The 25,495-nt window shown below is 67.0% G+C and carries 19 protein-coding genes and 1 pseudogene; 11 read left to right on the forward strand and 9 right to left on the reverse strand.

The genetic code is table 11. The features are described 5' to 3' along the window. Positions 1-89: 89 nt before the first annotated feature. The 4 genes from recF to dnaA form a co-directional block, all read right to left on the reverse strand. Positions 90-1,220 (reverse strand): DNA replication/repair protein RecF, encoded by a 1,131-nt coding sequence (gene recF, locus CLV67_RS39180; protein ID WP_106327861.1) that lies wholly within the window; start codon positions 1,218-1,220, stop codon positions 90-92. 3 nt (positions 1,221-1,223) lie between these two features. Beyond that, positions 1,224-2,096, reverse strand: coding sequence for a phosphogluconate dehydrogenase (NAD(+)-dependent, decarboxylating) (gene gnd, locus CLV67_RS39185; protein ID WP_106327863.1), 873 nt, complete (start codon positions 2,094-2,096; stop codon positions 1,224-1,226). Positions 2,097-2,135: 39 nt separating this feature from the next. Then, complete coding sequence (dnaN, locus tag CLV67_RS39190; protein ID WP_106327865.1) at positions 2,136-3,269, reverse strand: DNA polymerase III subunit beta; 1,134 nt, start codon at positions 3,267-3,269, stop codon at positions 2,136-2,138. A gap of 1,202 nt (positions 3,270-4,471) precedes the next feature. Further along, positions 4,472-6,322, reverse strand: coding sequence for a chromosomal replication initiator protein DnaA (gene dnaA, locus CLV67_RS39195; protein WP_106327867.1), 1,851 nt, complete (start codon positions 6,320-6,322; stop codon positions 4,472-4,474). 592 nt (positions 6,323-6,914) lie between these two features. Here dnaA and rpmH point away from each other — a divergent pair. The 10 genes and pseudogenes from rpmH to CLV67_RS39245 form a co-directional block, all read left to right on the forward strand. Further along, entirely contained in the window at positions 6,915-7,052 is a 138-nt protein-coding gene (gene rpmH, locus CLV67_RS39200; protein WP_093620811.1) for a 50S ribosomal protein L34, read from the forward strand. Between the two features lie 36 nt (positions 7,053-7,088). Further along, positions 7,089-7,445, forward strand: a complete 357-nt coding sequence (rnpA, locus tag CLV67_RS39205) for a ribonuclease P protein component (RefSeq protein ID WP_106327869.1) — start codon at positions 7,089-7,091, stop codon at positions 7,443-7,445. Next, entirely contained in the window at positions 7,442-7,699 is a 258-nt protein-coding gene (yidD, locus tag CLV67_RS39210) for a membrane protein insertion efficiency factor YidD (protein ID WP_106327871.1), read from the forward strand. The genes rnpA and yidD overlap by 4 nt, the downstream gene beginning before the upstream one ends. Before the next feature lies 1 nt (position 7,700). After that, complete coding sequence (yidC, locus tag CLV67_RS39215; protein ID WP_106327873.1) at positions 7,701-8,729, forward strand: membrane protein insertase YidC; 1,029 nt, start codon at positions 7,701-7,703, stop codon at positions 8,727-8,729. Positions 8,730-8,857: 128 nt separating this feature from the next. Then, positions 8,858-9,424, forward strand: a complete 567-nt coding sequence (locus tag CLV67_RS39220; RefSeq protein ID WP_106327875.1) for a Jag family protein — start codon at positions 8,858-8,860, stop codon at positions 9,422-9,424. Between the two features lie 50 nt (positions 9,425-9,474). Beyond that, the gene (gene rsmG / locus CLV67_RS39225) at positions 9,475-10,221 is read left to right on the forward strand and encodes a 16S rRNA (guanine(527)-N(7))-methyltransferase RsmG (protein ID WP_106327935.1); all 747 of its coding nucleotides are present in this window, start codon (positions 9,475-9,477) and stop codon (positions 10,219-10,221) included. A 536-nt stretch (positions 10,222-10,757) separates the two neighbouring features. After that, positions 10,758-11,720, forward strand: a complete 963-nt coding sequence (locus CLV67_RS39230; protein ID WP_275414919.1) for an AAA family ATPase — start codon at positions 10,758-10,760, stop codon at positions 11,718-11,720. After that, entirely contained in the window at positions 11,717-12,814 is a 1,098-nt protein-coding gene (locus CLV67_RS39235) for a ParB/RepB/Spo0J family partition protein (RefSeq protein WP_106327879.1), read from the forward strand. Before CLV67_RS39230 ends, CLV67_RS39235 begins: the two co-directional genes overlap by 4 nt. 4,760 nt (positions 12,815-17,574) lie before the next feature. Continuing rightward, the gene (locus CLV67_RS51370; RefSeq protein ID WP_146169468.1) at positions 17,575-18,060 is read left to right on the forward strand and encodes a hypothetical protein; all 486 of its coding nucleotides are present in this window, start codon (positions 17,575-17,577) and stop codon (positions 18,058-18,060) included. A 1,183-nt stretch (positions 18,061-19,243) separates the two neighbouring features. Continuing rightward, positions 19,244-19,748: pseudogene (locus CLV67_RS39245) on the forward strand (hypothetical protein); the annotation flags it as partial. Between the two features lie 333 nt (positions 19,749-20,081). On the opposite strand, the gene CLV67_RS39255 reads toward CLV67_RS39245, so the two are convergent. After that, positions 20,082-21,044, reverse strand: a complete 963-nt coding sequence (locus CLV67_RS39255; RefSeq protein ID WP_239166490.1) for a D-alanine--D-alanine ligase family protein — start codon at positions 21,042-21,044, stop codon at positions 20,082-20,084. Between the two features lie 8 nt (positions 21,045-21,052). Continuing rightward, a complete protein-coding gene (locus CLV67_RS39260) occupies positions 21,053-22,366 on the reverse strand; it encodes an aminotransferase-like domain-containing protein (protein WP_106327883.1) in 1,314 nt (437 codons plus the stop codon). Positions 22,367-22,528: 162 nt separating this feature from the next. Here CLV67_RS39260 and CLV67_RS39265 point away from each other — a divergent pair, with 162 nt between their 5' ends. After that, positions 22,529-23,191: a GNAT family N-acetyltransferase gene (locus CLV67_RS39265; protein ID WP_106327885.1), complete on the forward strand. Its 663-nt coding sequence runs from the start codon at positions 22,529-22,531 to the stop codon at positions 23,189-23,191. A gap of 5 nt (positions 23,192-23,196) precedes the next feature. Here the strand turns inward: CLV67_RS39265 and CLV67_RS39270 are convergent, their stop codons facing one another. The 3 genes from CLV67_RS39270 to CLV67_RS39280 form a co-directional block, all read right to left on the reverse strand. After that, positions 23,197-24,348: an N-acetylmuramoyl-L-alanine amidase gene (locus CLV67_RS39270; RefSeq protein ID WP_106327887.1), complete on the reverse strand. Its 1,152-nt coding sequence runs from the start codon at positions 24,346-24,348 to the stop codon at positions 23,197-23,199. 90 nt (positions 24,349-24,438) lie between these two features. Beyond that, positions 24,439-24,762 (reverse strand): thioredoxin, encoded by a 324-nt coding sequence (gene trxA, locus CLV67_RS39275; protein ID WP_106327889.1) that lies wholly within the window; start codon positions 24,760-24,762, stop codon positions 24,439-24,441. Positions 24,763-24,778: 16 nt separating this feature from the next. Further along, positions 24,779-25,495 (reverse strand): NAD(P)/FAD-dependent oxidoreductase (locus CLV67_RS39280; RefSeq protein ID WP_106327891.1); only part of this gene is annotated, 717 nt, incomplete at its 5' end.

Below are 25,495 nucleotides of genomic sequence, written 5' to 3' on the forward strand. Positions count from 1 at the left end.
ACTCCCGGTCCTCATCGACCCCCGCCCAGAGATCCCCGAGAGCCTCAGTGAGCCTCTGAGGGGGCTCGCCCGGCTGCTCACGGTCCGAGTCAGGAAACACGGCTCACCGATCCCGTCACGACGTCGAAGCGCGCGCCACGCAGGCTCGCCGGCACGTCCTCCGGAACCGCGCACGTCACCAGCAACTGTGCCGCCTCGGACACCAGAGCCGCCAGCCGTTCCCGCCGTTGCGTGTCCAGCTCGGCGAAGACGTCGTCGAGGACCAGCACCGGCTCGATGCCGTCCGAACGCAGCAGGTCGTAGGCGGCCAGCCGCAGCGCGAGGGCGAACGACCAGCTCTCCCCGTGGCTCGCATAGCCCTTCACCGGCAGGTCGCCCAGGTGCAACGCGAGATCGTCGCGGTGCGGCCCGACCAGGGTCGTGCCCCGCTCGATCTCCACCGGCCGCCGCTCCCGCAGCCGGTCCAGGATCGCCGACTCCAGCGCCGGACGGTCCGACGGTGGCGACTCACCGAGCCGGGACGCGTACGCGATCGCCGCCGCCCCGCGACCGGGAGCGACCGCGTCGTACGCCTTGGTCAGGTGCGGGGCCAGCGCCGCGGACAGCTCCAGCCGACCGGCCAGCAGCTCGGCGCCGTGGTGGGCCAGGTGATGGTCCCAGACCTCGAGCGTCGACAGGTCCTGGCCACGGGTGCCTCCGACCTTGCGGTTCAGGTAGGCGTTGCGCAACAGGGCGTTGCGCTGCTTCACGACCCGGTCGTAGTCGGCACGCACCCCGGCATAGCGGGGCTGCCGGGCCACCAGCAGATCGTCGAGGTACCGGCGGCGCTCGGACGGGTCGCCACGCACCAGTTCCAGGTCCTCGGGGGCGAACAGCACCATCCGCAGCGCGCCGAGCACCTCGCGCGGCCGGCGCACCGGTGACCGGTTGAGCCGGGCCCGGTTCGCCCGGCCCGGCACGATCTCCAGCTCGACCAGCAGCTCGCGTCCCTCGTGGACGATCGCGCAGCGGATCACCGCCGAGGCCGCCCCGGCCCGGACCAGGGGCGCGTCGGTGGCCACCCGGTGACTGTCCAGAGTGGCCACGTAGCCGAGCGCCTCGATCAGGTTCGTCTTGCCCATCCCGTTCTGGCCGACCAGCACTGACACGCCGGGATCGAGATCGACCGCCACCCGCTCATACGATCGGAAGTCGGTGAGCTCGACCCGGCGTACGTGCATGGATCAGCGCTTGACGGCGTGGCCACCGAACTGCTGACGCAGCGCGGCGACGGCCTTCATGGCGGGCGAGTCGTCCTGGCGGGACTGGAAACGCGCGAACAGCGACGCGGCGATGACGTGTGCCGGAACGGCGAGACGCACGGCCTCGTCGACCGTCCAACGGCCCTCACCGGTGTCGTCGGCGTAACCCTTCAGCGCCTCCAGCTCCGGGTCCTCGTCGAGAGCCCGGTCCAGCAGGTCGAGCAGCCACGACTTGACGACACTGCCCTCACGCCAGCTCTTGATCACGGCGGGCACGTCGTGGATGTACTCCGAGGCCTTGAGGATCTCGTAGCCCTCGGCGTACGCGTGCATCAGGCCGTACTCGATGCCGTTGTGAACCATCTTGGCGTAGTGCCCGGCACCGTGGGTGCCGGCGTGCGCGAAGCCGAACTCACCGGCCGGCTTGAGCGCCTCGAAGATCGGCTTGCAGTGCTCGACCTTGTCGGCCTCGCCGCCGACCATCAGCGCGTAGCCGTTCTTGATGCCCCACACGCCGCCGGAGACGCCGACGTCCAGGTAGTGAATGCCCTTGACCTTGAGCCGCTCGGCCCGCGGGGCGTCGTCGGTGAACTTGGAGTTGCCACCGTCGATGATGATGTCGCCGGGCTCGAGGACCTCGGCGAGCTGGTTGATGGTGTCCTCGGTGATCTTGCCGGACGGCACCATGGTCCAGACGACCCGCGGCGCCGCCAGTTTCTCGGCCAGCTCAGCCAGGCTGGCAGCGTCGCTTACTTCCAGGTTCTGGTCGAATCCGACTACTTCGTGCCCCGCGGCACGCAGTCGTTCCCGCATGTTGCCACCCATGCGGCCGAGACCGATCAGGCCGAGTTGCATGGTGATCCCCCTAGATGAGCGATTGGTTCAAGCTCAGTATCAGCGAGTGACCCGGATCGGCATGATCAGATAGCGGTAACCCGGGATGATTTCGCCACTTTCGCCAGCGGGCGAGATCACAGCCGGCTTGAACGCGTCGACGAACGACAGCAACGCGGTCGGTGCGCCCAGGTTCTGCAGACCGTCGATCAGGTACTGCGGGTTGAATCCGATCGTCAGCGGCTCACCGGTGAACTCGGCCTCCATCGCCTCACTGGCGCGGGCCTCCTCGGTGCCACCGGCCTCGACCACGAGACCGTCCTCGCTGAAGCTCAGCAGCACCGGAGTGGTGCGCTCGGCGACCAGCGCAACGCGTCGGACCACCTCGACCAGCGACGAGACCGCAACGCGGGCCTCGGCGTTGTGCGACGCCGGGAAGAGGGAGCGCACCGGCGGATAGTTGGCGCCGTCCAGCAGGCGGCTCGTCGTGCGGCGGGCGCCACCGGCGAAACCGATCATGCCCTCACCGGCGTTGCCCTGGGCGAGCGCCAGGGTCACCGAGCCACCGATCGGGCCGAGCGCCTTGGCGGTGTCGTTCAGCGTCTTCGCCGGGACCAGCGCGTTGAGGCTGATCTCGGGATCCTCCGGGGACCACTCGATCTCGCGCATGGCCAGGCGATACCGGTCAGTGGCCAGCAACGCGATGTTCGAACCGTTCAGCTCCAGTCGCACACCGGTCATCATCGGCAGGGTCTCGTCCCGACCTGCGGCGATCGCGACCTGGGAAACCGCTGAGGCGAACGTGGCCGCGTCGATGGTGCCCGCACTGGACGGCATGTCCGGCAGGCTCGGATAGTCCTCCACCGGCATCGTGGGCAGGGTGAAACGGGCACTGCCGCACACCAGCTCGAGATGGGCGCCGACAGCGGCGATGTCGACCGGCTTGCCGGGGAGCGCCTTGGTGATCTCGGCGAGCAGGCGGCCGGAGACCAGGGCGGCGCCGTCCGCGTCGGCCTGCACCTCCACCGTCACCTGGCTCGAGACCTCGTAGTCGAAGCCCGACACCTGCAGGCGGCTGTCGGTGACCCTGAGCAGGACACCGGCGAGCACCGGCACCGAGGGCCGGCTGGGCAGGCTCTTGGCTGTCCACGCCACGGCGTCGGCGAGCGCGTCTCGCTCCACCCGGAACTTCATGCTGTCCTCCGCGATGCGTCCTCATACAGGGGCATGGACCCCACTGAACTCTATGGCTCCGGCGGTACTGGCGCGTGCCCGGCCCTGGTCCGGCTTCTTACACCACCAAGGGCGTGGAACGCCAAGCCTTGCTTCCCGGTGCTCTGGTCTACCCGGCCCCGGCTTGAGCCGAGAGCTGAGCATCCACACCTTCCACAACGCTGATGATTGGTTTTTGTTCTCTTAGAAGAAATAACTAGTCGTCTTCATAGGTCCTGTGCAAACTGTGGAGAACCCGCGTTTGTGCTGGTGACAGGGTTATCCACCGGTGATTCACATGTGGGCAACCGGGGTATAACCCGGGGTCTGCATCCACAGACACGTGACGCCCACAGAGTTGTCCACCGTTGCCCACAGGCTATCCACCGGTTATCCACCGGTCTTATCCCCTGCGCTGTGGATTACGCAGGAACGCTACCGGCTCGTCGTCCCCAGAACCTTCAACAGGTAATCCACAGGCCTCCACAGCCTGTGAGATCTTTTGTGACTCTCCGTGTCTGTCCACATCGATATCCCCAGGGTTGGTCCACATCTGTGGGGAACGGTGTCAGGTGTTTTCCACCGTCTGGGGATAGAGCCTGTGGATGCCTGTGGACGAGTGTGGACAACGTTGGCACGAAACTGTCACGTCGCGACGTTGACAAACCACCTTTAAGGACCCTCGATCTTTGGCAGTGATCAGGCTCGATGTATGGCTAAAAGTCTGATGATCTGGGGACAACTTGTGGACAACCCCGTGTAGAACCGGTGGACAACTCGTCAGAAGCTGCGAAACCGCAGTTCAGAGGGCATTCACTCGATCGTGGCGAGCCTGTGGGTAACCCCGCGGATGGGCGTGTAGGGCGTCGACGGCCGTCCCTGCGTGGTCCGTGTTGTGGACAAGCGAAAACCTGCGCGGCCGAGGCGGTTGGCCGCGGCTCTCCACAGCGGTTCCGGGTCGTGCGGACCACAAATCCCATCGGGTACGGACGACGCGCGCTGAGGATGCGACGGCGTGCGGGGCGAGCCGGCCATGCGCGGGGCGGCCAGCTTGCGTGGTGAGACCCGATAGCCGGTGAGCGGGCAGCAGCCCGGCGGCGAGGGGTGCGTTGTACCGGGCAGCCACGCCGAAAGCGCGAGGCCGGAGCCCCGTGGTGCGGTTGTGGACGCTTAGGGCGTACCCATCAGGTGTTTTGTTTGATCCGGTTGGTCAGCTCGGCGATCTGGTTGTAGAGCGAGCGTCGCTCCGCCATGTGTTGCCGGATCTTGCGGTCGGCGTGCATGACGGTCGTGTGATCACGACCGCCGAAGGCCTGACCGATGCGGGGCAGTGAGAGATCGGTGAGTTCGCGGCACAGGTACATGGCGACCTGGCGTGCGTTGACCAGCACCCGGCTGCGCGAATGCCCGCGCAGGTCCTCCAGCGAGACACCGAAGTAGTCGGCGGTCGACACCATGATCTGGTCGGCGGTGATCTCCGGGCCGGCGCCGTCCGGCATGAAGTCGCGCAGCACCTCCTCGGCCAGCGAGAGCTGCACCGGGGAACGGGTGAGACTGGCGAACGCGGTCACCCGGATGAGGGCGCCCTCGAGCTCCCGGATCGAGTTGGAGACCCGCGAAGCGATGAACTCCAGCACGTCGTCGGGGGCGTACATCCGCTCCTGCGCGGCCTTCTTCTGGAGAATCGCGATACGCGTCTCCAGGTCGGGCGGCTGGATGTCGGCGAGCAGGCCCCACTCGAAGCGGGTCCGCATCCGGTCCTCGAGCGTGGCCAGCTGGCGCGGCGAGCGGTCCGAGCTGATCACGATCTGCTTGTTCGCGTTGTGGAGCGTGTTGAACGTGTGGAAGAACTCCTCCTGCGTCCGCTCGCGGTTCTCCAGGAACTGGATGTCGTCGATCAGCAGGATGTCGACGTCGCGGTAGCGGCGCTGGAACGCCTGGGTCTTGTCGTCGCGCAGGCTGTTGATGAAATCGTTGGTGAACTCCTCGGTCGACACGTAGCGCACCGACCGTGCGTGGCCCAGGGTGGTGGCGTAGTGGCCGATCGCGTGCAGGAGGTGGGTCTTGCCCAGCCCGGAGCTGCCGTAGATGAACAACGGGTTGTACGCCTTGGCGGGCGACTCGGCGACCGCCACCGAGGCCGCGTGCGCGAACCGGTTGGAAGAGCCGATGACGAACGTCTCGAACATGTACTTCGGGTTGAGCCGGTTGCCGTCCTGCCCGCCGGGCCGCGGCGAGGCGCCCGGACCACGCAGGTCGAGCGGCGGCCGGCCGGGGCCGTTGTCACCGGCACGGATGGGAACGTCGTCGCGGCGGTCCGGCATAGGCATCGGGCGATCGTCCGGGTGACGCTGATTCTCCCGCAGCTGCGCGGCGTCGGCCGCCATCCGGTGCGCGACGGCGTCGTTGGGCGCGTCCTTCTCCCCCGGGCGGGTGGCCGCGGACCTGTTCACCGGCGGCGGCGTCTGCTGCGGCATCGGGTCGGCGAAGAGCGCCTCCTGGCCGTCGCGGGCGGAGGGAACACCACGGGAGTACGGCGACTGCGGCGACGAATGCTGGGCGGAACCGGTCGGGTACGGCTCGGGGGCGTGCTGGGCGGGACCGAAGGCGGCCTGCGGGTACGGCTGGTCGGGCATCCGCTGCGGCCCGGAGTAACCGGGCAGCTCCGGCTGATAGGGCCCGGGGTCGGCGTAGTGCCGTGGCTGGGGATCGGCGATCGGCGCCGTCTGCTCCGAGGGGGTGCCGTAGACGGTCCCCGGCATACCCGAGCCGTCCTCCGGAGGGCGGACCGTGACCGCCACCTGAATGGGCCGGCTGAGCCGTTTCGTCAGAGCTTCGGTGATCGCCGGACGCAGCCGCGACTCGATGATGTCCCGGGTGTACGTGTCCGGAACCGATAGGAGCGCCGTGTCCTCGACGATGGCCCGCAGACGGGTGAACTGAAGATAGGCGCGCTGCTGCCGTGACGCGATCTCGTCGGACAACTCGTCCAACGTGTCACGCCACAACGTGCCCAGGTCGACCTGATCGGCCACCGCCGCGCCACCCCCATCGCCACCGACCCCCGGTGGGCCTTGTCCGGCCTTTCGCCTGTGCCTTCCGGCGCCCGTGCAGGCAACCGTCCGGCTCCCCCCGACCCAGCACAGTTAACGTGCTGAACACGCGCGGCGCCACCGGCTATCCACAGGTTATCCACAACCCGTGTCGGTGCCGGTGGCCGCTCCCGGCCGGATGGTCGGCAGATTTACCGGAGCCTGTGGTGGCGCGGGCGGTAAACAGGCTCACCGTGGCGAACGATCCACCTGCTTGTCCGGTTTTGGCCGCCGCCCCGCAGTGTGCGTACGGCCGATGAGACCAGCAACCGCGCACGCTAACAGCGGCGACAGGGGGACTACAACCGCCGACCGGGCCATCCCCCGGTCAGAGCTAAGAAAAGATTCACTTTGTGCACGGAAAGACCTGGTAGACCTTTGCCGCCCACCCATGTCGGCGTGCCGACCCAGGATATGGTTGACCGTCCCCGGGGGCCTGCGTAGGGTTGGGCGGTTGCTCCGCCGCGCTCTGATAAAGTGGCGTCTTGCAGCGGAAGATGCCCCCAGAGTCGTAGTACGAAGACGGAGTTTTGACGTGAGCAAGCGCACCTACCAGCCGAACAACCGCCGGCGTGCCAAGACCCACGGCTTCCGGCTGCGCATGCGCACCCGTGCCGGCCGTGCCATCCTGTCTGCCCGCCGGGCCAAGGGCCGCGGCGAGCTGTCGGCCTGAGCCGACCGCTAGTCCGGTCAGAATGCCCAGGTAGTCGTGCTTGCCGCGGCGCAACGACTGCGGCGTAGCGCGGACTTCGCCGCAGCGATCCGAGGTGGCCGCAGAGCCGGCCGCGGAACCCTGGTCGTTCACCTGCTTATCGACGAGCCGGCGTTCGCCTCAACGGCGCGCGCCGGCTTCGTCGTGTCCAAGGCGGTGGGCAACTCGGTGGTTCGCAACCGCGTCGAGCGTCGTCTGCGTCACCTTGTCCGGCCATTGCTGGCCGAGCTTCCCGCGGGCGCTTCCCTGGTGGTCCGCGCGTTACCTCCGGCGGCCCACGCCACGTACGCCGCTCTGGGTACCGACCTGGAGGACGCTCTGACATCCGCCCGCCGACCCCGGCGGCCGCGATGAGCCTGGCCGCCCGGCTCCTGACGGCTCTGGTCGTCGCGTACCGTCGATACTTGAGTCCGGTGCTGCCGGCACGTTGTCGGTTCTACCCCTCGTGCAGTGCCTACGGCCAGGAAGCCCTGGCGCGGCACGGCGCGCTTCGGGGTACGGGCCTGACGATCCGGCGGCTTTTACGATGCCATCCCTTCCACCCTGGCGGGTATGACCCGGTGCCTGACCCGATCCGTCACCGTCCTGCCGATGTGACTGGAGATTAGATTGAGTCTCGACCCGATCTACTACGCCATCTCGTGGATCCTTCTGCGCTGGCATTCCCTGTGGGATGCGGTCGGCGTACCGGACGGTCGTGTGTTCGGCACCAACTGGGCGTGGATCCTCGCCATCTTCTTCCTGGTGGTGACGCTGCGCGTCATCCTCTTCCCGGTCTTCGTCAAGCAGATCAAGAGCCAGCGCGCGATGCAGGCGTTGCAGCCCAAGGTCAAGGCTCTTCAGGAGAAGCACAAGGGTGACCGGGAGACGCTCCAGAAAGAGATGATGGAGCTCTACCGGGTCGAGAAGGCGAACCCGCTGATGGGCTGCCTTCCGATGTTCCTCCAGATCCCGGTCTTCTTCGGCCTCTTCCACGTGCTCCAGCACCTGGATCCGAACATCTCCGACGCGAACAAGCAGCTGTACGGCTGGCCGCTCGACCAGTTCAACAGCGCCGCGGTTGCCCACCTGTTCAACGCCCCGATCAGTGCCAAGTTCGGCTCCTCGGCGAGCGAACTGTCCGCCCTCGGCGCCGACGGCACCACGGTCAAGGTCCTGGCCGCCATCCTGGTCCTGGTCATGATGGCCACGACGTTCCTCACCCAGCGCCAGATGATCCTCAAGACCGGGTGGGCCGAGGACCCGCAGCAGCTCATGATCCAGCGGCTGATGCTCTACGGCATCCCGTTCACGCTGCTGTTCTCCGGTGCACTGTTCCCGATCGGTGTGGTCATCTACTGGGTGACGAACAACCTGTTCACCCTGGCCCAGCAGCAGTGGGTGCTGCGCAAGTTCCCGCCGCCGCAGATGGCCGGCAAGGGCCCTGCCGGCAACCGCCCGGCGCCCGGCACCAAGGTTGCGGGCGGCCCGAAGAGCCCGGTCCAGCCCGCCCGCACCGGTGGCCTGTTCGGTCGTAAGAACCAGCCCGAGCCCGCCGTGAGTCCGGTGGTCGACACCAAGGCACTCGCACCCAAGCCGGGTGCCAAACCGGTGAATCCCAAGAAGGGCGCCCGGCCGGCGAACAAACCCAAGGGATGATCGCGGCTCGGGCCCCGTTCGCAGGGCCCGAGCGCACCCCTGGGATCACAGAGACCTGCCCGCGCCGTGAGGCGGCGGGAAATAGCGGACCGACCTCGGTCCGGCCGAATGACAACGGAGATGAGACCGTGACCGACACCAGCACTCCCCCTTCCGCCGACTCGTCAGAGGAGATCACCGCTGCCGATCCGGCAGGCGCCGACGAGGCCAAGAAGTCGGAGAGCGTCGCCTCGGACAGCGACCTGTTCCGGCAGAGCGAGATCGCCGCGGACTACGTCGAGGGTCTGCTGGACATCCTCGACTACGACGGCGACATCGACGAGCTCGTCTCGGCGGGCCGCCCGATGGTCGAGGTCGTCGGCGGCCGTCTCCAGCCGCTCGTCGGCCAGCGGGGCGCGACCCTCGAGGCGCTGCAGGAGCTGACGCGCCTCGCGATCTTCCGGGCCACCGGTTCGCCCAGCAGGCTCCTGCTCGACATCGGCGGCTACCGGGCGGCCCGGCGCAAGGAACTCGGCGCCGTTGCCCGCAACGCCGTCGAGAAGGTCAAGGAACACGGCGACCCGGTCCGGCTCGAGCCGATGTCGGCGTTCGAGCGCAAGTGCGTGCACGACGTGGTCAACGCGATCCCGGGCGTGCAGAGTGAGTCCGAGGGCGTCGAGCCCAACCGCCGCATCGTGGTGCGGGTGGCGGACTGACCGTGAGCGAGCCCCGCTACGGCGCGGGTGACACCGGCCCGGGCGACACAATGCCCGGGCCGTCGTCTTTCCCCGCCCCCTCAGCTGCCCTGCTCGAACTCGGCGCACCGCCGGCTGCAGCCGCCTCCGTCTTCGGTGACCGGCTCGCGCTGGCCGGCCGGTACGCCGAACTGCTCGCCACCGAGGGTGTGGTGCGTGGGCTCATCGGCCCGCGCGAGACGCCGCGCCTGTGGGAACGACACCTGGTCAACTGCGGCGTCATGGCCGAGATGATCCCGGACGGCGCCTCCGTCGTGGACGTCGGATCCGGTGCCGGCCTGCCCGGGCTGGTGCTCGCGGTGGCGCGGCCCGACCTCGTCGTCACCCTGGTCGAACCACTCGCCCGGCGGACCGCCTTCCTCGACGAGGCCGTCGATGTGCTCGGGCTCGACAACGTCACGGTCGTCCGCGGGCGTGCCGAGGAGGTCGTCGGAACGCTCCCCGGAGCGGACGTGGTGACCGCCAGGGCGGTGGCCGCGCTCGACAAGCTCGCCGGATGGTGCCTGCCGCTTGCCGCGGTCGGCGGACGGTTGCTGGCCATGAAGGGCTCCTCCGCGGCTGAGGAGATCGTCCAGGGCGGCGCGGCGATCGCGACGCTCGGTGGCGCCGAGCCGGTCATCCGGTTGTGTGGCGAAGGGCTGATCGAACCACCGACGACCGTCGTGGAGATCGTGAAGGAGCGGCACGTCGTGCCCGGGCGGCAGCGAACCCCCTCATCGGCCGGCCCGCGCCGTGGTGGTCGGGGCCGCCGGGGGTGACAAGGGCGCTCCATGTGGCTCCTGAGGCACGTTTGCGGTGCGTATCGATCGCGGGGCAGGTCCGGCGGTTTCTTTGCTTCAACGACGTGCTGAGAGGGTTGCGGGATCCTTGAGGGTGCCGTTGTTGCGGTTGTCGGCGGGCTTTGGCCGTACGACAGCAAGGTTTTGAAGGTCGGGTTTGTCGTGTCCGGATGTTCGCCGGATGCTTGTGCCCGGCGTCATGGTCTTTACGGCGTCGTTGGAAGACGATGGAGCGGCATTGTGCCGTTTCGTCGGACGGACGACCATGGCGACACATGCCCGACACCCGTAGGCTGGCCGGATGTCGATAGTGTGGACCGGATCTACCAGCCGGGGCGCACGTTCTGCCGGCCAACCCCTTCCTAACCATCAGGGATGAAGCGGTGCATGAGTACGGTGTTTCACGTGAAACCGAGTCGCCTCTCGACGGGCCGTCGGGAGTGAGCGTGGGCGGGCTGCACGCTGGCGATCAAGGTGTTCCGCAGCCTCGAGCGGCATATGAGTACGGTGCGCCGATGCCCGGTGTGCCGGCTTCGGCCGCTCCTTCTTCTGGGGTGCCGGTTCAGTCCCCCGAGCATGTTTCACGTGAAACGCCAGTGCCGGATGAGGACGATCCGCCCCTCGCTATGGAAGCGTTGCGAGCTGTGCAGATCCTCAACCCGAGCGGCGAGATCATCATGCCGCGCCCAGACCACCCCCGGGTGATTTGCGTCGCCAACCAGAAGGGCGGCGTCGGGAAGACGACCACGACGGTCAACCTCGCCGTGGCTCTCGCGCTTCACGGCAACCGTGTGCTGGTGGTTGACCTTGACCCGCAGGGCAACGCGTCCACCGGCCTGAACGTGCCCCACCACGCGGGTGTGCCCGACGTCTACGACTGCCTGATCGACAACGTGCCCCTGGCAGAGGTCGCCCAGCCGGTGGAGGGCATCCCGAACCTGTTCTGTGTGCCGGCCACCATCGACCTGGCCGGCGCCGAGATCGAGCTCGTGTCGGTGGTCGCCCGCGAGTCCCGGCTGGCCCGGGCGATCGCCGGACACCCCGAGAAGTTCGACTACGTCTTCATCGATTGCCCGCCGTCGCTCGGCCTCCTGACCGTCAACGCCCTGTGCGCGGCGCAGGAGGTGCTGATCCCCATCCAGTGTGAGTACTACGCGCTGGAAGGTCTCAATCAGCTGATCAACAACATCAACCTGGTGCGTCAGCACCTCAACCCCACCCTTGACGTCTCTACGATCTTGCTGACGATGTACGACCGGCGTACACGACTGGCAGATGCGGTGGAACAGGATGTTCGAAACCACTTCGGCACGAAGGTGCTGAACGCGGTGATCCCCCGAAACGTGCGTGTATCGGAGGCTCCTAGCTACGGCCAGTCGGTGATGACCTACGATCCGGGTTCACGAGGAGCCACCAGCTACTTCGAGGCGGCCCTGGAACTCGCGGTGCGTGGGGTCAACACAGGAGGCACGGCATGAAGAACCGGCGGGGTGGCCTGGGCCGCGGCCTGGGCGCGCTGATCCCGACGGCACCCGCTGGTGAACCGACGGTCCCGGATTCGCCTGCGGAGCTGTCTACCGCGCCGGCGATCGCCTCCTCCGACGCCGAGCCGGCCGTGTCTTCGGCAGCGCCGCCCTCTCCCGTTTCCGCTTCGGCGACCGCCCCGGTGTCCGCCCCGGTGTCGTCTCCGGTGTCGTCATCGGTAGCAGATGATGAGCTCGCTCCGGTTCCAGGAGCTCGGTTCGCGGAGTTGCCGGTCTCGGCCATCGAGCCGAACGCCAAGCAGCCGCGGCACGTCTTCGACGAGGAAGCGCTTGATGAGCTCAAGACCTCCATCCAGGAGGTCGGCTTCCTTCAGCCGATCGTGGTTCGTGAACTCGGCGACGGCCGGTATGAGCTGGTCATGGGTGAGCGGCGCTGGCGGGCCGCGCAGGCCGTCGGTAAGGACACGATCCCGGCCATCGTGCGCGACACCCCCGACGACGCGATGCTCAGGGACGCGTTGCTCGAGAACATCCATCGGGCCAACCTCAACCCGCTTGAAGAGGCGGCCGCGTACCAGCAGTTGCTCGAGGAGTTCGGAGCCACACACGAGGAGCTGGCGCGGCGGATCGGTCGTAGCCGACCGCAGATCTCCAACACCATTCGGCTCATGAATCTGCCGGCCGCAGTGCAGCGCCGTGTTGCGGCCGGGATCCTGTCGGCCGGGCATGCGCGGGCGCTTCTCGGACTCGACAACAGCGCGGCTCAGGATGCGCTCGCTGAGCGGATCGTTCGCGAAGGGCTGACGGTGCGGGCCACCGAGGAGATCGTTCATCTGGCCGCGTCCGAGGACACGGCGGTCAAGAAGACGTCGCCGGCCCGGCGGGCCAAGGTGCATGCGCCTGCGTTGAATGATCTTGCCGAGCGGCTGTCCGATCGCTTCGATACCCGGGTGAAGGTCGACATCGGCCGGAACAAGGGGAAGATCACGATAGAGTTCGCCACCGTTGATGATCTTGAGCGGATCGTCAGCATGATCGGCGTGGAGGAAGAGGGGTCGGTTCGCGATGGTGGCGAGCCGGAGGAGTAGACCTTCCCTTCCGATGTGATGTTGAGGCGCGTGAGTTGTCACGCGCCTTTTCCTTTGCCTTTTGGCTGAGGTTGACGTGTTGCGCTTCGAAACGGGCAAAGTTCGCTTTTTGAAGTGCTGGGCCGGTGCTCGGCTGTCATGGCAAAATCCCAGGAGAATCGTTCTGACAGAACTGGATCGGCGCTCCTGAGCATGGGGTGGGTGGGTCCTATGGCCGCTCACATCCCGGCTGTCTTGGCTGAGACTTGTTCATCTTTCTGGGTGAGCGGTCTCGCCTGTCGATGTGGGAAACCTGGTTGGTGCGAGATTTTCTGATGTGAACGTCGGACGTGGGTTGCCAGGGCGTGGGTAGTTGCATTGGCCTCTGATGTGAACCTTCGTGGTCGACGTCCTCGGCACTGTGCTGCTAACGGGTGCGGATCCGGTTCCCGTCCGACGGCCCGGTTCCTCGGGCTGTCCGCTTCGCGGTTGCCGGGACTCTTTGCTTCGCAACTCATCCGTAGGTCGCGGCCGGCCACAGCTCCCTACCCGCCGTTGCGGTCCTACGCAACATGGGATGTCGAAGCGATCACGACGGATAGTTAGGCCTGCGCCGTACCTGCCCGCGAGTCGTGGACTACACATCTGGCTTGCGCGTGTGCTCCCGTCGCCAGCGACGACGGGAAGCCTTACATTGCGAGTCTGGGGATGCTCACCGTCGCCATCGCGACGGCAGGGTCGCGCGCAGCCGCTACGTGCGATTCCACCGCCGCAGCACCAGGTCTCCACCACCACCGCACTCCCGGGCACCGGAACAGGCCGCACGCCTTGGCGCAGCCAGCAATCTCGTCGCTAGCCTTTGCTCAATGCCAGCCGGATTCCGTGGCTGAGCTCCGGCCGGACGGCCGCACCCTTCCGTGAAAGCCCTCTGACGCCTTCTGGGGCCGGCGGTTGATGGTGTTCGGTTCCGGGGTTTGATGGTCGCTCTTGGGTTGCTTCGCTCTTGGGTTGCTTCGCTCTTGTTTGCGTTCCGCTGCGTGTGGCGCCTTGTAGGTGCTCCGTTCCTGTACCCGTGATCGTCTTGAATCAGCGGCTGTATGCCCCTTTGGTAGGTGGGCGAAGTCGATAAGGGCTTTGAGGCGCCGCGCACTGTCAAGCGAGGTATCCAGCTGCAGCGTCATCCGCTCCCAGACTCTCCCGACGCTGATCTTCGCCACATGGGGCGAACTCGTTCAGTCGGGAGCTGCAAGATGTGACCACGCCACCGTGCCGCGTTTCACGTGAAACAGCCCACCGCCGCAGAACACCATGACTGCCGCCGAGGTGAAGGGATCGGTCGGCGACGTCAGTTCGGCTTACAGACAACGAAGGCCGCAACCGGGTTGGCGACCAATGAATCTGCGCCCTGATGACGCGCCAGTATCAACCCTCACCTACGACCCTCAGCGCATCCGAACCGCAAACCTTCAGATCGCCACGTTGAAACCGAATCCATCAACACCCCCACCCGAGCCGCGGGAGAGGAACGACTTTTACATCGGTGGCGGGTACCGCCTCGAGAATCCCGTCACCGACAAACGGCCTTAGCCAACAAGAGGCTCGCCAACCCAAACTGCGGCGCTTCCACCTCTCGCGGAGCAAACTCTGTGTGAATCGATGGACTAAGCGCCGACCACTGCAGGTTCCCTGTGCCGGATTCGTGCGCCCGCCTGCACCCGTGGATGTGCCGTGTGATTTGGCCCCTGCGGACTGCACGCTCCGGCGGCACCGGTCGGACCGGCGGGGCTTTGCCTTGAGGATTTGCCATAGCGGCTCGAATGCGTTGCTGCGGCAGCCCGAAGTGCATCGCCGGGTGCTGAGTGCCCGGACTTGTCAGCTCCCGTGGCGAGACGATGGAGCCTGGCCACTGGATGTCGTCTTCGGGACCTACGCCAGGGCTCCGGGCCGCGTCAGTTTGGTGTTGCCAGCGGCAGGGATCGGCGTCGACGGCACCGCGGCGCCCACCTGCTGTCCGCTGCGTTCGAGGCAGGCGTATCGGATCTCGGTGTTGTGTTGGAAGCCGGCCGGGCCGGCTGCCTAGCCGCAGTGAATGTTGTCCGGTGTTCCGTCTGGGCGTGTGGATGCAGTCGGTCTCTGACATGGCATGCCGGGGAGGCCAGACGCGCTCTGCTCGTTGGTTAGGAGCTGACCTGGTTCCGCTGGTATCCGGCCTCAGGATCGCTGTTCTTGCCCGCCGTGCAGCAGCTCTTACTGTGCATGCGGATCGCGCTTCTGGTGGCGAATGACTATTGGCGGCGCGAACTACCCAGGCACTGCGAGGGGACATGTTTCACGTGAAACGTGGTGCCTGCTCTGTGGTGCCTGCTCCGTGGTGGCGCGCCGTGGTGGCGCGCCGTGGTGCGCATCCGTCGGTGTCCGTCCGCGACTGCGATTCGTTCGCATCAGCGGCCGCCGTTGCGAGCGGGATTGGCTAGGGGATGAGCCTATGGCCGAGCTTGCGGTGGAGCGCTCATGAGGTGATGAATGGCCAATCCCGCGGTGATCGCGAAGAAGTCTGGTTGGCCTATCTACACACCCGCCACGGGAGCCGCGAAACCAGACCGTTCTCAGTCATCTTGTCTCGACTTGACTCGGGCTGGACTGGGCACTGCCGATCGTCGGCCTTTGCTGCTCGTTCTGATGCTCCAACCGATGAGCTGCGAAGCTGGCTTGAGGTGCCCACCCTCGGCTAGTCGGTTCGATAGGTCGCCCGGCGACGGCGGGACGGTCGAGGACTGGCAGCGGGGAGCAGCCGCTTGACTCTTCTACTTCTCGATCGAGTGATTGGCCGTTTCACGTGAAACCGCGCGCCCATCAATCGGGTTGTGGCCCGGTGGCCCGGTGGCCCGGTGGCCCGGTGGCCCGGTGGCCCGGTGGCCCGGTGGCCCGGTGGCCCGGTGGCCCGGTGGCCCGGTGGCCCGGTGGCCCGGTGGCCCGGTGGCCCGGTGGCCCGGTGGCGTTTCACGTGAAACGGGGTGCCTCTGTTTCACGAGATTCACGACGTAGCGCGCATTGAACAGACTGCTCAGTGACACATGGCGTAGCGCTGTTGCAATGCATGAACGGACCGTGGGCGTCGGCCCAGAAGGGGCTAAGCCACTCGTCCATCGTGAGAGCGTCGTGAGCAGCCGCCCGCCTGTTTCCTCGAGGGGGTGCTCGCCCTCTTGGCCGCGATAACTGTCTAGCGAGTCAGGTCGGTCGGGCGCCGTGACGTTCCATGTGGCTGAGGGCCTTTGGGTGTCGATGATCTGGCTCCCGACGCCCGTGGGGTTCTAGTTCCTGACTGGCAGAGGCTCGAACCTGTTCGGCAGGGGATGGGATTCATCAGTGGGAACCTAGCCGAGATGTTCGGCGACGGCCCGCGCGCTTAGCCGGCCCGGGAGTTGACGCTGGACAGTTCAGGCCATCGACTTGGTCTGGAAGTGGTTGTGTCGCTAGGGATCTTTGACCCGTGCCTGGAAGCTGTAGTACTCGAGGTGTTGTGGAATCTGCGGTTCAATGGGCTGCGGATCGCAGCCAGGGCACGACCGTGGACGGTTGACCGCCACGGCCGGTGGAAGGTGGAAGCTACGGTCCTCGACCGCGTGAAGAGCTATACGGTCGGGACTGGCTGACAGTTCCGGGACCTCTGTGGCTTGCGGAGGAGTAGGTACGGACCGGAGAGGGCTCTTGTGACTGCTCTAAATCCTGACGCTCCAAATCTTTGTTGAGGCTCGTGTCGGTCGCCGAAGCCCCGCCACTCATCCGTCTCACGGTCGCCGGTGCCTGGCTGTAGCCAGTAAGAGAGCCACACCGCAGCTGCGTTCCGGATGGTCCAAGCCACTCCCTAACTCGGGAAACCAGGCGAGAAGTGAGGGATGGGAAGTCCGCTTGATCGCCAGAGTCAAGCGTTGGAGCCTTGGCTCGTGTCGAGGCCGTTCTACGGTGCCTAAGTCATTTGGAGTCGAGGAACCGACATGCTCGGTGGAAGTCGTGTTCGCCAAGACATCTCTACGATCTGGAGCCCTGGCGCTAGGTGACATGCTTCGTTGGCGACGCTCCATCTGCAGGACGTTCCGCGTGCAGGACGCTCCGCCGGAAGGGCATCGTTCGTCGGACGTCGCTGGCAGGACGGGTGTCCCCGGGTGGCCGGCATCTTTAAGTACCTGCAGCCGGGAGCTTGGTCACCATGCCGCCTCCTACGACTCGGATTCGAGGCCAGAGCACCGGCAAAGAGTCCGAGGCCAGTCGAAGCGCGGTTCGGGTGCGAGTCGAAGTGGCGCTGAAGCGTTCGGCAGACCGAGGCATCTGGACATAGTCAACCGCGTAAGGCGAGACGTCGCTTGCGGTAGGCGAGGGGGTGGATGTCTGGATCGCATCTGGGACAGATGGCACGCGGGTGCTTCAAGGACACCGGCTTGGGGATGTAGTGGATCGGGGTGCCAATCCGCTTAGCGACGCGATTCGGCCGGACAGGGACAGGCCACTGCAGAGAGGTTCCGGAAGGCTGGTCCTGTTCTTGGTGTGCAGCCGGGCAGGCGGCCTCGCAAAGGGGCCTACTTCGAATTAGGACGCCTCGTCTTCGCACTGTACGTCTGTAGGCGTGGCACAGAGGTGCTGGCCCGAACTCCATGGATGGTGCTCGGGCTTCAGGCGGCCGGTGCCATTGCGGTTGTGATGAGTCCCATCTGCGGGTTCTCTGAGGCGAACACGAGCTGAGTCGCGATGGCGTTCGCGCGCTACGGCAAGCAGCTCGACCCTGGTTGCCGACAATCTCTGCGGAGCTTCGATATGAGGCAGGCTTTGATGCCACCCTCGTTCGTGGAGATCTGGAGGGAACCCGAGAGGGCCTGACACTGACGGCCCACGAGGCCGGACTTCGGGTTGGTGATGACGACGCCGATCGCCAGGCTGCAGAGAGCAATTTTGACGCTGACGTCGAGCAGGCTGTCGAGGCCGGCACGGCGGTGATACGGACGGCATCATCGGGTGAGACGGCCAGGGGCGGCGCGATGTTGATTGCGTTCGTCAGGCGGGCGAGAGAGCAGGTGCAGTGTTCCGTTGTGTTCGTCAAGCTTCGAGACGAGCGCGGGGGCGGTGCTCTCGAACGTTCGGGACGAGTGTCGGGACATCAGGATGGTGGGCTCGGCAAGTTTGGCGAAGATCTCTGCGGCGAGGGCTCTTGGTGGATGGCGGATGCTCCGTACGACTTCAAGCACCGGGGGCTTTATAGCCGGGCGAGCTGGTAGGTGTCTCCGTCGTGTGCCGTATGCCATGCGGATGGTTAGGTGATCGCTCGGCGTTCCGTGGGTGATTCGGGCAGGACACCAGAGGTGGGCTGCACCGTTTGAGCGGCCTCTTTGCGCACCGTTGAATCCGGCCACCAAACGTCGCCTCCAGGCGCTGCTCCAGCAAGATTGAGATGCCCACTCGAGCCCGTCGGCAGGGCGGTATGGCCGGGCGGGAACCGCGTCCCAACGCCAGGGTGAGGGGCACTGGTGGCCGCGATGTTTTACGTGAAACGGCTCGCCAGCGGACTGGCGTGAGCATGTGGGCGACCAGCGAAGCCGGTTGCGTTGCATCAAGGCCGGCGCAGCCCTCATGACGCCGACCGTGAGGAGCAGTCAGCAACATGCGCCGTGAAGCTCGCAAGCCCGGCGGATGTGTCGCGGGAACGAGTTGCGTCCTGATGCGAGGGGATCAGGCGCACGGGGTTGCTCTTACCAAGATGCCGGGGCGCACCTCTAGACCCGGCCGGTTTGTGACTACGAGGGCTGGGGCCTCGGCGTCGTCAGCTGGTCGCTCGAGTCGAACTCCGACCCAGACCCTGTGACCACCTCAATCGCTGCTGCGGGGTCTAACCGGCCTTACGGCACCGCGCCCTGGACCCATGCACCGCACCCGCGGGTGGGGTTGATGGACCACCACGTTCGTTGTGTGAATCTTCTTCTCATGGCGAGGTGACGAGTGGCGAGACAACTGAGATGAGCTCACCATCCGGTCTGCATGGCGCCGGTGACAGGCGCGACGCCGCCGACGTGAGGGTGGGGGCCGCAGCGCGGCAGACATGCGTGAACCCCACTATCCACAACCTGTGTGTTGCGCCTGTTGATGCTGGGGCGGGCGGTGTTTCACGTGAAACGACGCCGATGTCGTGAGGGTCGTCCACCGCTCTATCCACAGGGTGCGCAAGCGTTCTACGTCGTGTTTCACGTGAAACGGGAGTGCCTGTGGATAACTCCTGTGGATAACTTCGGGACGGGTGTGTGTAAGGACTCAATTTCATCCTCGTCAACATGAGGCGGGTCCCTCCGTCGTGCGAAATTGACCCGGGACAGGTGCTCCTGGCTGGGCTAAGGTCACGTCGTGTCTGAGAACACCACCCCCCTGCCTGACTTCACTCGCTGGCCGTCGTTCCCCTTCGAAGGGGATATGCGGGTCAAGAAGCTCGCTCCGCCGGTGGAGGTGGAACCGCCGCGGAGCGGAGAGGACGCATCCGACTGCGTGGCCTGCGGTACGCCGGACGACTCCTACATCTGGGTCAGTGAGCGGTGGCGTGTCCGGGCCATGGATCGGCCGACCGGGCTGCCGATGGTCCTCATCCTCGAATGCCGCTCGCACCTCGATCTGGGCGACCTGCCGAACCTGCTGGCAGCGGAGCTGGGTGTCATGACGGTCCGGCTCGAGCGGGCGATCCGATCGCTGGACGGCGTGGCCCGGGTCCACGTGAATCGCTGGGGGGACGGCTCGGCACACCTGCACATGTGGTTCCTGGCCCGGCCGTACGGTCGGCTGCAGTTGCGGGGGACCTTCCTGTCGCTGTGGGACGACATCCTGCCGGTCGTTCCCGAGTCTCAGTGGCGGGAGAACCTTGCTCTCGTCGCCGCCTGGCTCGCCGACTTCGGGGGTCAGGCCAATGCCGAGCCGGCCCACATCGCGTGGGAGTCGCCGGCCACGATCGACGTTCCGACCGGCATGGACGGAGACAACGACCGCCGGCCCTCGACCCTGGGGGACGTCGAGGCAGCCGAGGCATAAAGCGCGGCCGCGGCAAACGCAGCCGGAGCTAACGCGGCCGTGGCAAACGCGGCCGTGGCAAACGCAGCCGGAGCTAACGCGGCCGTGGCTAACGCGGCCGTGGCAAACGCAGCCGTGGCAAACGCAGCCGTGGCAAGCGCGGCCGAGGTATGAAGCACGGGACAGGGCAGTGTGACGACAACGGACAGGCCCGGCGGGAAAACCGCCGGGCCTGTCCGTGTCCGACGAGCTGTCAGATCTCCCGCCGCGCCACCGCACGTGCGACCAGTGCGCTCAGCACCGTCCCCAGATCGGCACCGGCCGCCTGCACCGCGAGCGGCAGCAGCGACGTCTCGGTGAGCCCGGGCGACACGTTGCAACCCAGCACGTGCGGCTCCCCGTCGTCAGTGACGATCACGTCGATCCGGGAGAGATCCCGCAGACCGAGGGCCTTGTACGCGGTGAGCGCCGTCTCCGAGACCCGCTGCGCGACCTCCGGCGAGAGCCGGGCCGGCACGTGCCATGTGGTGAGACCGGCCGTGTACCGGGCCGCGTAGTCGTAGACCCCGTCGCGGGGCACGATCTCCACTATCGGCAGCGTCTCCGGACCGTTGCCCGTGTCGACGATCGAGACCGTCACGTTGGTGCCGGTCACGTACTGCTCGACCAGCGCGGTCGAGTCGTACGCGAAGCAGCCGACCATGGCGGCCGGCAGATCCGCGGCGTCCCGCACGACGGCGGCGCCCAGCCCGGACCCGCCCTGTGCGGGCTTGACCATGAGCGGCAGCCCGAGCCGTTCGACGATCCGGTCGAGCACCGCCACCGCACCGAGCTCGGAGAACCGGTCGTGCGGCAGCGCCACCCAGTCGGGGGTGGGCAGCCCGGCCTCGCGCAGCATCGACTTGGCGGACGGCTTGTCCCAGGCGAGACGGGCCGCACGCGCGTCGGCGCCGACGTAGGGCACGCCGCACAGGTCGAGCACCCCCCGCAGTGACCCGTCTTCGCCGGTGGCGCCGTGCAGGGCGATCACCACGGCGTCCGGCGGGTCGGCCTGCAGCGCGGGTAGCAGGGACACGTCAGCGTCGTGCATCTCGGCCGTGAGGCCGGTGGACCGGAGCGCGTCGAGGACCCGGCGACCGGAACGCAGCGACACGTCCCGCTCGTAGGACAGCCCGCCGGCCAGGACCAGAACTCGCACTTCGTCACGCGTACCCATGTCGATGATCATGCCAAGTCGGGACCGGGAGCGTCCGCGGCGGCCGGACCACGACGCCGCTGATGGCCCGGCTGAAGGCCGGCACCGCCGAAGACGGCGCGCATGGCCAGGTCCTGCTCCATGACGCCGGATAGGCGGCGGACACCCTCACGTAGCCGCTCCGGCGAGGAGAAGCTGAAGTTGAGCCGCATGTTGCCACGGCCGGTGCCGTCGGCGTAGAAACCGGTACCGGGCACGTACGCGACGCGGGCGGCGATGGCCCGCGGCATCATCGCCTTGGAGTCGAGACCGTCCGGCAGGGTCGCCCAGACGAAGAGTCCGCCGGTCGGCCGGGTCCAGGTGGTACCGGCTGGCATCAGGTCTTCCAGAGCGCTCAGGAGCGCGTCCCGGCGTTCCCGGTAGATCTCCCGATAGACCTTGATCTGCTCCTGCCACGGCATGGTGGAGAGGTACTGCGTGACGGCACCCTGGGCGAACGCGCTGGGGCAGAGCACGTTGGCCTCGCTCATCATGACCAGCTTCTCGCGCACGGCGTGCGGCGTGAGGACCCAGCCGACGCGCAGACCGGGCGCGAACGTCTTGGAGAACGTGGAGCAGTAGAACACCCCGGTCTGCCGGCGCGCTCGCAGCGGCAGCGGGGCGTCGCCCTCGAAGGAGAGCATCCCGTACGGATCGTCCTCCACCACCAGCAGCCCGGCCCGCTCGCAGATGTCGAGGACCTGCTCGCGCCGTTCCTCCGACAGGGTGACTCCGGCAGGGTTCTGGAAGGTGGGGATCGTGTACAGGAACTTGGCCCGGCGACCGGCCCTCGCGGTGGCCTCGATGGCCTCCTCGAGTGCTGCCGGGATCAGGCCCTCTGCGTCCATTGCCACGTGCCGGACCTGTGCCTGGGCGGCCTGGAACACGCCGAGTGCGCCGACGTATGTCGGCCCCTCGGCGAGCACCACGTCACCCGGGTCCAGGAAGAGGCGTGCGATGAGGTCGAGGGCCTGCTGGCCGCCGACGGTCACCACCACGTCGTCGGGGGAGGCGTTGGTGATGCCGGACAGGCTCATCACCTCACAGATGCGTTCGCGCAGCTCGATGGTGCCCTGGCCGATGCCGTACTGAAGGCTGGTGGCACCCTGCTGCGCGGCCAGATCGCCGAGCATCTCACCGACCGCGTCCAGGGGCAGCGCGGCGATGTAGGGCGATCCACCGGCCAGCGACACGACTTCGGGGCGGCTCGCCACGGCGAAGAGGGCCCGGATCTCCGATGTCGTCATCCCGCGTACGCGTCGCGCGTACCGATCGGTGTAATCATCCTGCGTCGTACCGGTCATGCGGCTCTCACCTCTCTCAGTAGAGTTCGTCGGGAACCGATCCTAGCCCCGCCCGGCACTTGCCCGACCTGCTCCCGTTCATGGTGGTTCCGACGTAAGATTCGGCGGGGGCGCGGCGGCGTCCGGTCCGTGTTCCGTCTGCGAACTGCAAGGGGTCGGCACATGTCGCGACGCCTGGTCAATCTGACCCTCGACACCCTCGAGGACCTGCCCCGGCCCTGCCGGCAGTGTGTCTATTGGGAGCTGGACCCGGTCTCCGCGGAGCGGGCCTGCGCCACCGGCGATCCCGGCCTGGAGAAGGAGGCCTGGGTCTCGCAGACGCTGCTGGAGTGGGGATCCTGCGGCAAGCTGGCCTATGTCGACGGGATGCCCGCCGGTTTCGTGATGTACGCACCACCGGCCTACGTGCCGCGCGGCATGGCTTTCCCGACCTCGCCGGTGAGCGCCGACGCCGCTCTGCTGACCACGGCCAAGGTGGTGCCTGCCTTCGCCGGTGGCGGCCTGGGACGCATGCTGGTGCAGGGAGTGGCCCGCGACCTCACCAAGCGTGGTGTGAAGGCTGTGGAGGCCTTCGGCGACGCCAAGCCGGACGACAACGACGAGCAGTCGGCCTGTATCGCCCCGGTCGACTTCTTCCTGTCGGTGGGCTTCAAGACGGTCCGCCCGCATCCCCGTTATCCGCGGTTGCGGCTGGAGCTGCGGACGGCCCTGTCCTGGAAGTCCGACGTCGAGTACGCGCTGGAGAAGCTGCTCGGCTCGATGAGCCCGGAGACCCTGCTGCGCCCGGTCCGCCCGGTCACCGCAACAAGATCAGCCGACAACTAGAGCTGCTAGCCCTTGTCTGCGAGTGCCATTCGGAGCTGCCGGACGTCGATCGAACCGGTGGGGACGTCTCTTTCAACCGGGAAATACATCCGTTGTACGGCAGCGAGCAGCGCCTCGACGATCTGCTCGCGCGACATCGGGTCGATGAGACGCACCCGGTCGACCGGGGAGGTCAGGTAGCCGAGGTCGACACGGACCGTCGGCATCCGGGTGAGCCGTAGCAGGTCCCAGGTCTTGGCGTGGGTCCGGCAGTCGTGCATACCGGTGCGGACGACGATCTCCCGCTGCACGAGCGCGGCGAGCCGCTCGCCGACCGTGGAGCTCAGACCGTTGCCGGTGCCGTAGTGGTAGGTCGCCACACCCTCGGCCGCGGTCGACGAGTGGCCGTCCAGGTGCAGCGAGATCAGCAGGTCGGCGCCGAGGGTGTTGGCGAGGGCGGCCCGCTCGGCGCCGCTCATCGGCGTGGACGGCGACGGACCGCGGGTCAGGTGCACCCGCATACCGGCCGCGGAGAGCCGGCCCTCGAGGCGGGACGCCAGGTCGAAGACGAGGTCCGCCTCGTTCCACCGGCGCTGGCCGTCGGGCACCACCACGCCGGTGTCGTCACCGCCGCCGTGTCCCGGGTCGATGACGATGGTCTTGCCGACCAGGTTGGGGCCGGACTGGCGGAACGCCTCGGCCTCGCGCAGCCACTGCGGGCGGCCGCCGACGACCTTGCGGCCGAGCCGACGTAGCGCCTTCATGGTCTGCGGGCCGCAGGAGCCGTCCTGGACGAGACCGACCTCGCGCTGGAACTGGGCCACCGCACGGGCTGTCCGGGCGCCGTAGACGGCGTCGGGACGGCCGGCGTCGTACCCCATCTCCAGAAGTCTTTCCTGAAGTGCCCGGACGTCCTCGCCGACCAGCGCGTCGGGCACCGAGTGATAGAGCGCCCGGGAACCGAGACGCCAGCGGGCCGCGTCGAGCGCGCCCCACGTCTCGTCGCCGACCATGCCGTCGACGCCGAGCCCACGGTCCTGCTGGAAGGCCCGGACCGCGGTCTCCAGCGCGTCGTCGAAGACGTCGGGTTCAGCGTCGTCGAGCAATTCCAGGCCGACCAGGATCGACCGGATCTCGGAAACAGCCACACCGGTGTCTCCGCGTCGGATGGACCGCACTCACGACTCCCTAGGGCGAGAAAGGACACAACCTCCCGGAGAGTACGCCCCGCGGCCCAGTGTGGGCGCGGGGCGTACGCGACGGAAGATTTACAGCGCCGTCTCGATGAACTTGACCAGGGCACTCTTCGGCTTGGCACCGGTCACCGAGTTGAACGGCTCGCCGTCCTTGAAGATCGTCAGGGTCGGCACGGTCATCACGCCGTACGCCATGGCGGTCTCGGGGTTCTCCTCGATGTTGACCTTGACGATCTCGACCTGGTCGCCCAGCTCGGCCGCGATCTCGGTCAGCAGCGGGTCGACCTTCTTGCAGGGCACGCACCACTCGGCCCAGAAGTCGACCAGTACCGGCTTGTCGGAACGAAGCACGTCACTGGCGAAGGTCTTGTCGGTGACGACCTTTGTTGCTCCCACGAGGGCCTCCCGGGCCTTACAGCTCTACGAATGAAGCGATGAAGCGCTCGGCGTCGAGCGCCGCGGCACAGCCGGTGCCGGAGGCGGTGATCGCCTGCCGGTAGGTGTGGTCGACCAGGTCGCCGGCGGCGAAGACGCCGGCGATGTTGGTCCGGGTGCTGGGCGACTGCACCTTCACATAACCGTCGTCGTCGAGCTCGATCTGGCCCTTGAAGAGCTCGCTGCGCGGGTCGTGGCCGATCGCCACGAAGACGCCGGTGACGTCGAGGACCTTGGACTCGCCGGTCTGCACGTTCTTCAGACGCGCACCGACGACCTTGCCGTCCTCGCCGAGGATCTCCTCGACCACCGAGTTCCATTCGATCTTGATCTTCGGGTTGTCGAGCGCCCGCTTCTGCATGACCTTGCTGGCCCGGAAGGAGTCGCGACGGTGCACGATGGTCACGGTCTCGGCGAACCGGGTGAGGAAGGTGGCCTCCTCCATCGCCGAGTCGCCACCGCCGACCACGACGATGTGCTGGTTGCGGAAGAAGAAGCCGTCACAGGTGGCACACGACGACACACCGTGGCCGAGCAGCTCCTGCTCGCCGGGCACACCGATCGGACGCCACGCGGAACCGGTCGCCAGGATCACGGCGCGGGCGAAGAACTGCTGGTCACCGACCCAGACGGTCTTGAGGCCCTCGGTGCCCGCCTCGGTCGGCTTGTCGGTCAGCTCGACCCGGGTGACATC

It is taken from the genome of Actinoplanes italicus (assembly GCF_003001815.1).
GTDB lineage: Bacteria > Actinomycetota > Actinomycetes > Mycobacteriales > Micromonosporaceae > Actinoplanes > Actinoplanes italicus.

What these genes read in the sequence shown, in the direction of transcription:
- yidD (WP_106327871.1), top strand. Translation starts at nt 7,442, where the DNA reads ATGAGCCTGGCCGCCCGGCTCCTGACGGCTCTGGTCGTCGCGTACCGT.
- CLV67_RS39260 (WP_106327883.1), bottom strand. Translation starts at nt 22,366, where the DNA reads ATGACCGGTACGACGCAGGATGATTACACCGATCGGTACGCGCGACGC.
- gnd (WP_106327863.1), bottom strand. Translation starts at nt 2,096, where the DNA reads ATGCAACTCGGCCTGATCGGTCTCGGCCGCATGGGTGGCAACATGCGG.
- recF (WP_106327861.1), bottom strand. Translation starts at nt 1,220, where the DNA reads ATGCACGTACGCCGGGTCGAGCTCACCGACTTCCGATCGTATGAGCGG.
- rsmG (WP_106327935.1), top strand. Translation starts at nt 9,475, where the DNA reads ATGCCCGGGCCGTCGTCTTTCCCCGCCCCCTCAGCTGCCCTGCTCGAA.
- CLV67_RS39235 (WP_106327879.1), top strand. Translation starts at nt 11,717, where the DNA reads ATGAAGAACCGGCGGGGTGGCCTGGGCCGCGGCCTGGGCGCGCTGATC.
- CLV67_RS39265 (WP_106327885.1), top strand. Translation starts at nt 22,529, where the DNA reads ATGTCGCGACGCCTGGTCAATCTGACCCTCGACACCCTCGAGGACCTG.
- CLV67_RS39255 (WP_239166490.1), bottom strand. Translation starts at nt 21,044, where the DNA reads ATGGGTACGCGTGACGAAGTGCGAGTTCTGGTCCTGGCCGGCGGGCTG.
- dnaN (WP_106327865.1), bottom strand. Translation starts at nt 3,269, where the DNA reads ATGAAGTTCCGGGTGGAGCGAGACGCGCTCGCCGACGCCGTGGCGTGG.
- CLV67_RS39230 (WP_275414919.1), top strand. Translation starts at nt 10,758, where the DNA reads ATGCCCGGTGTGCCGGCTTCGGCCGCTCCTTCTTCTGGGGTGCCGGTT.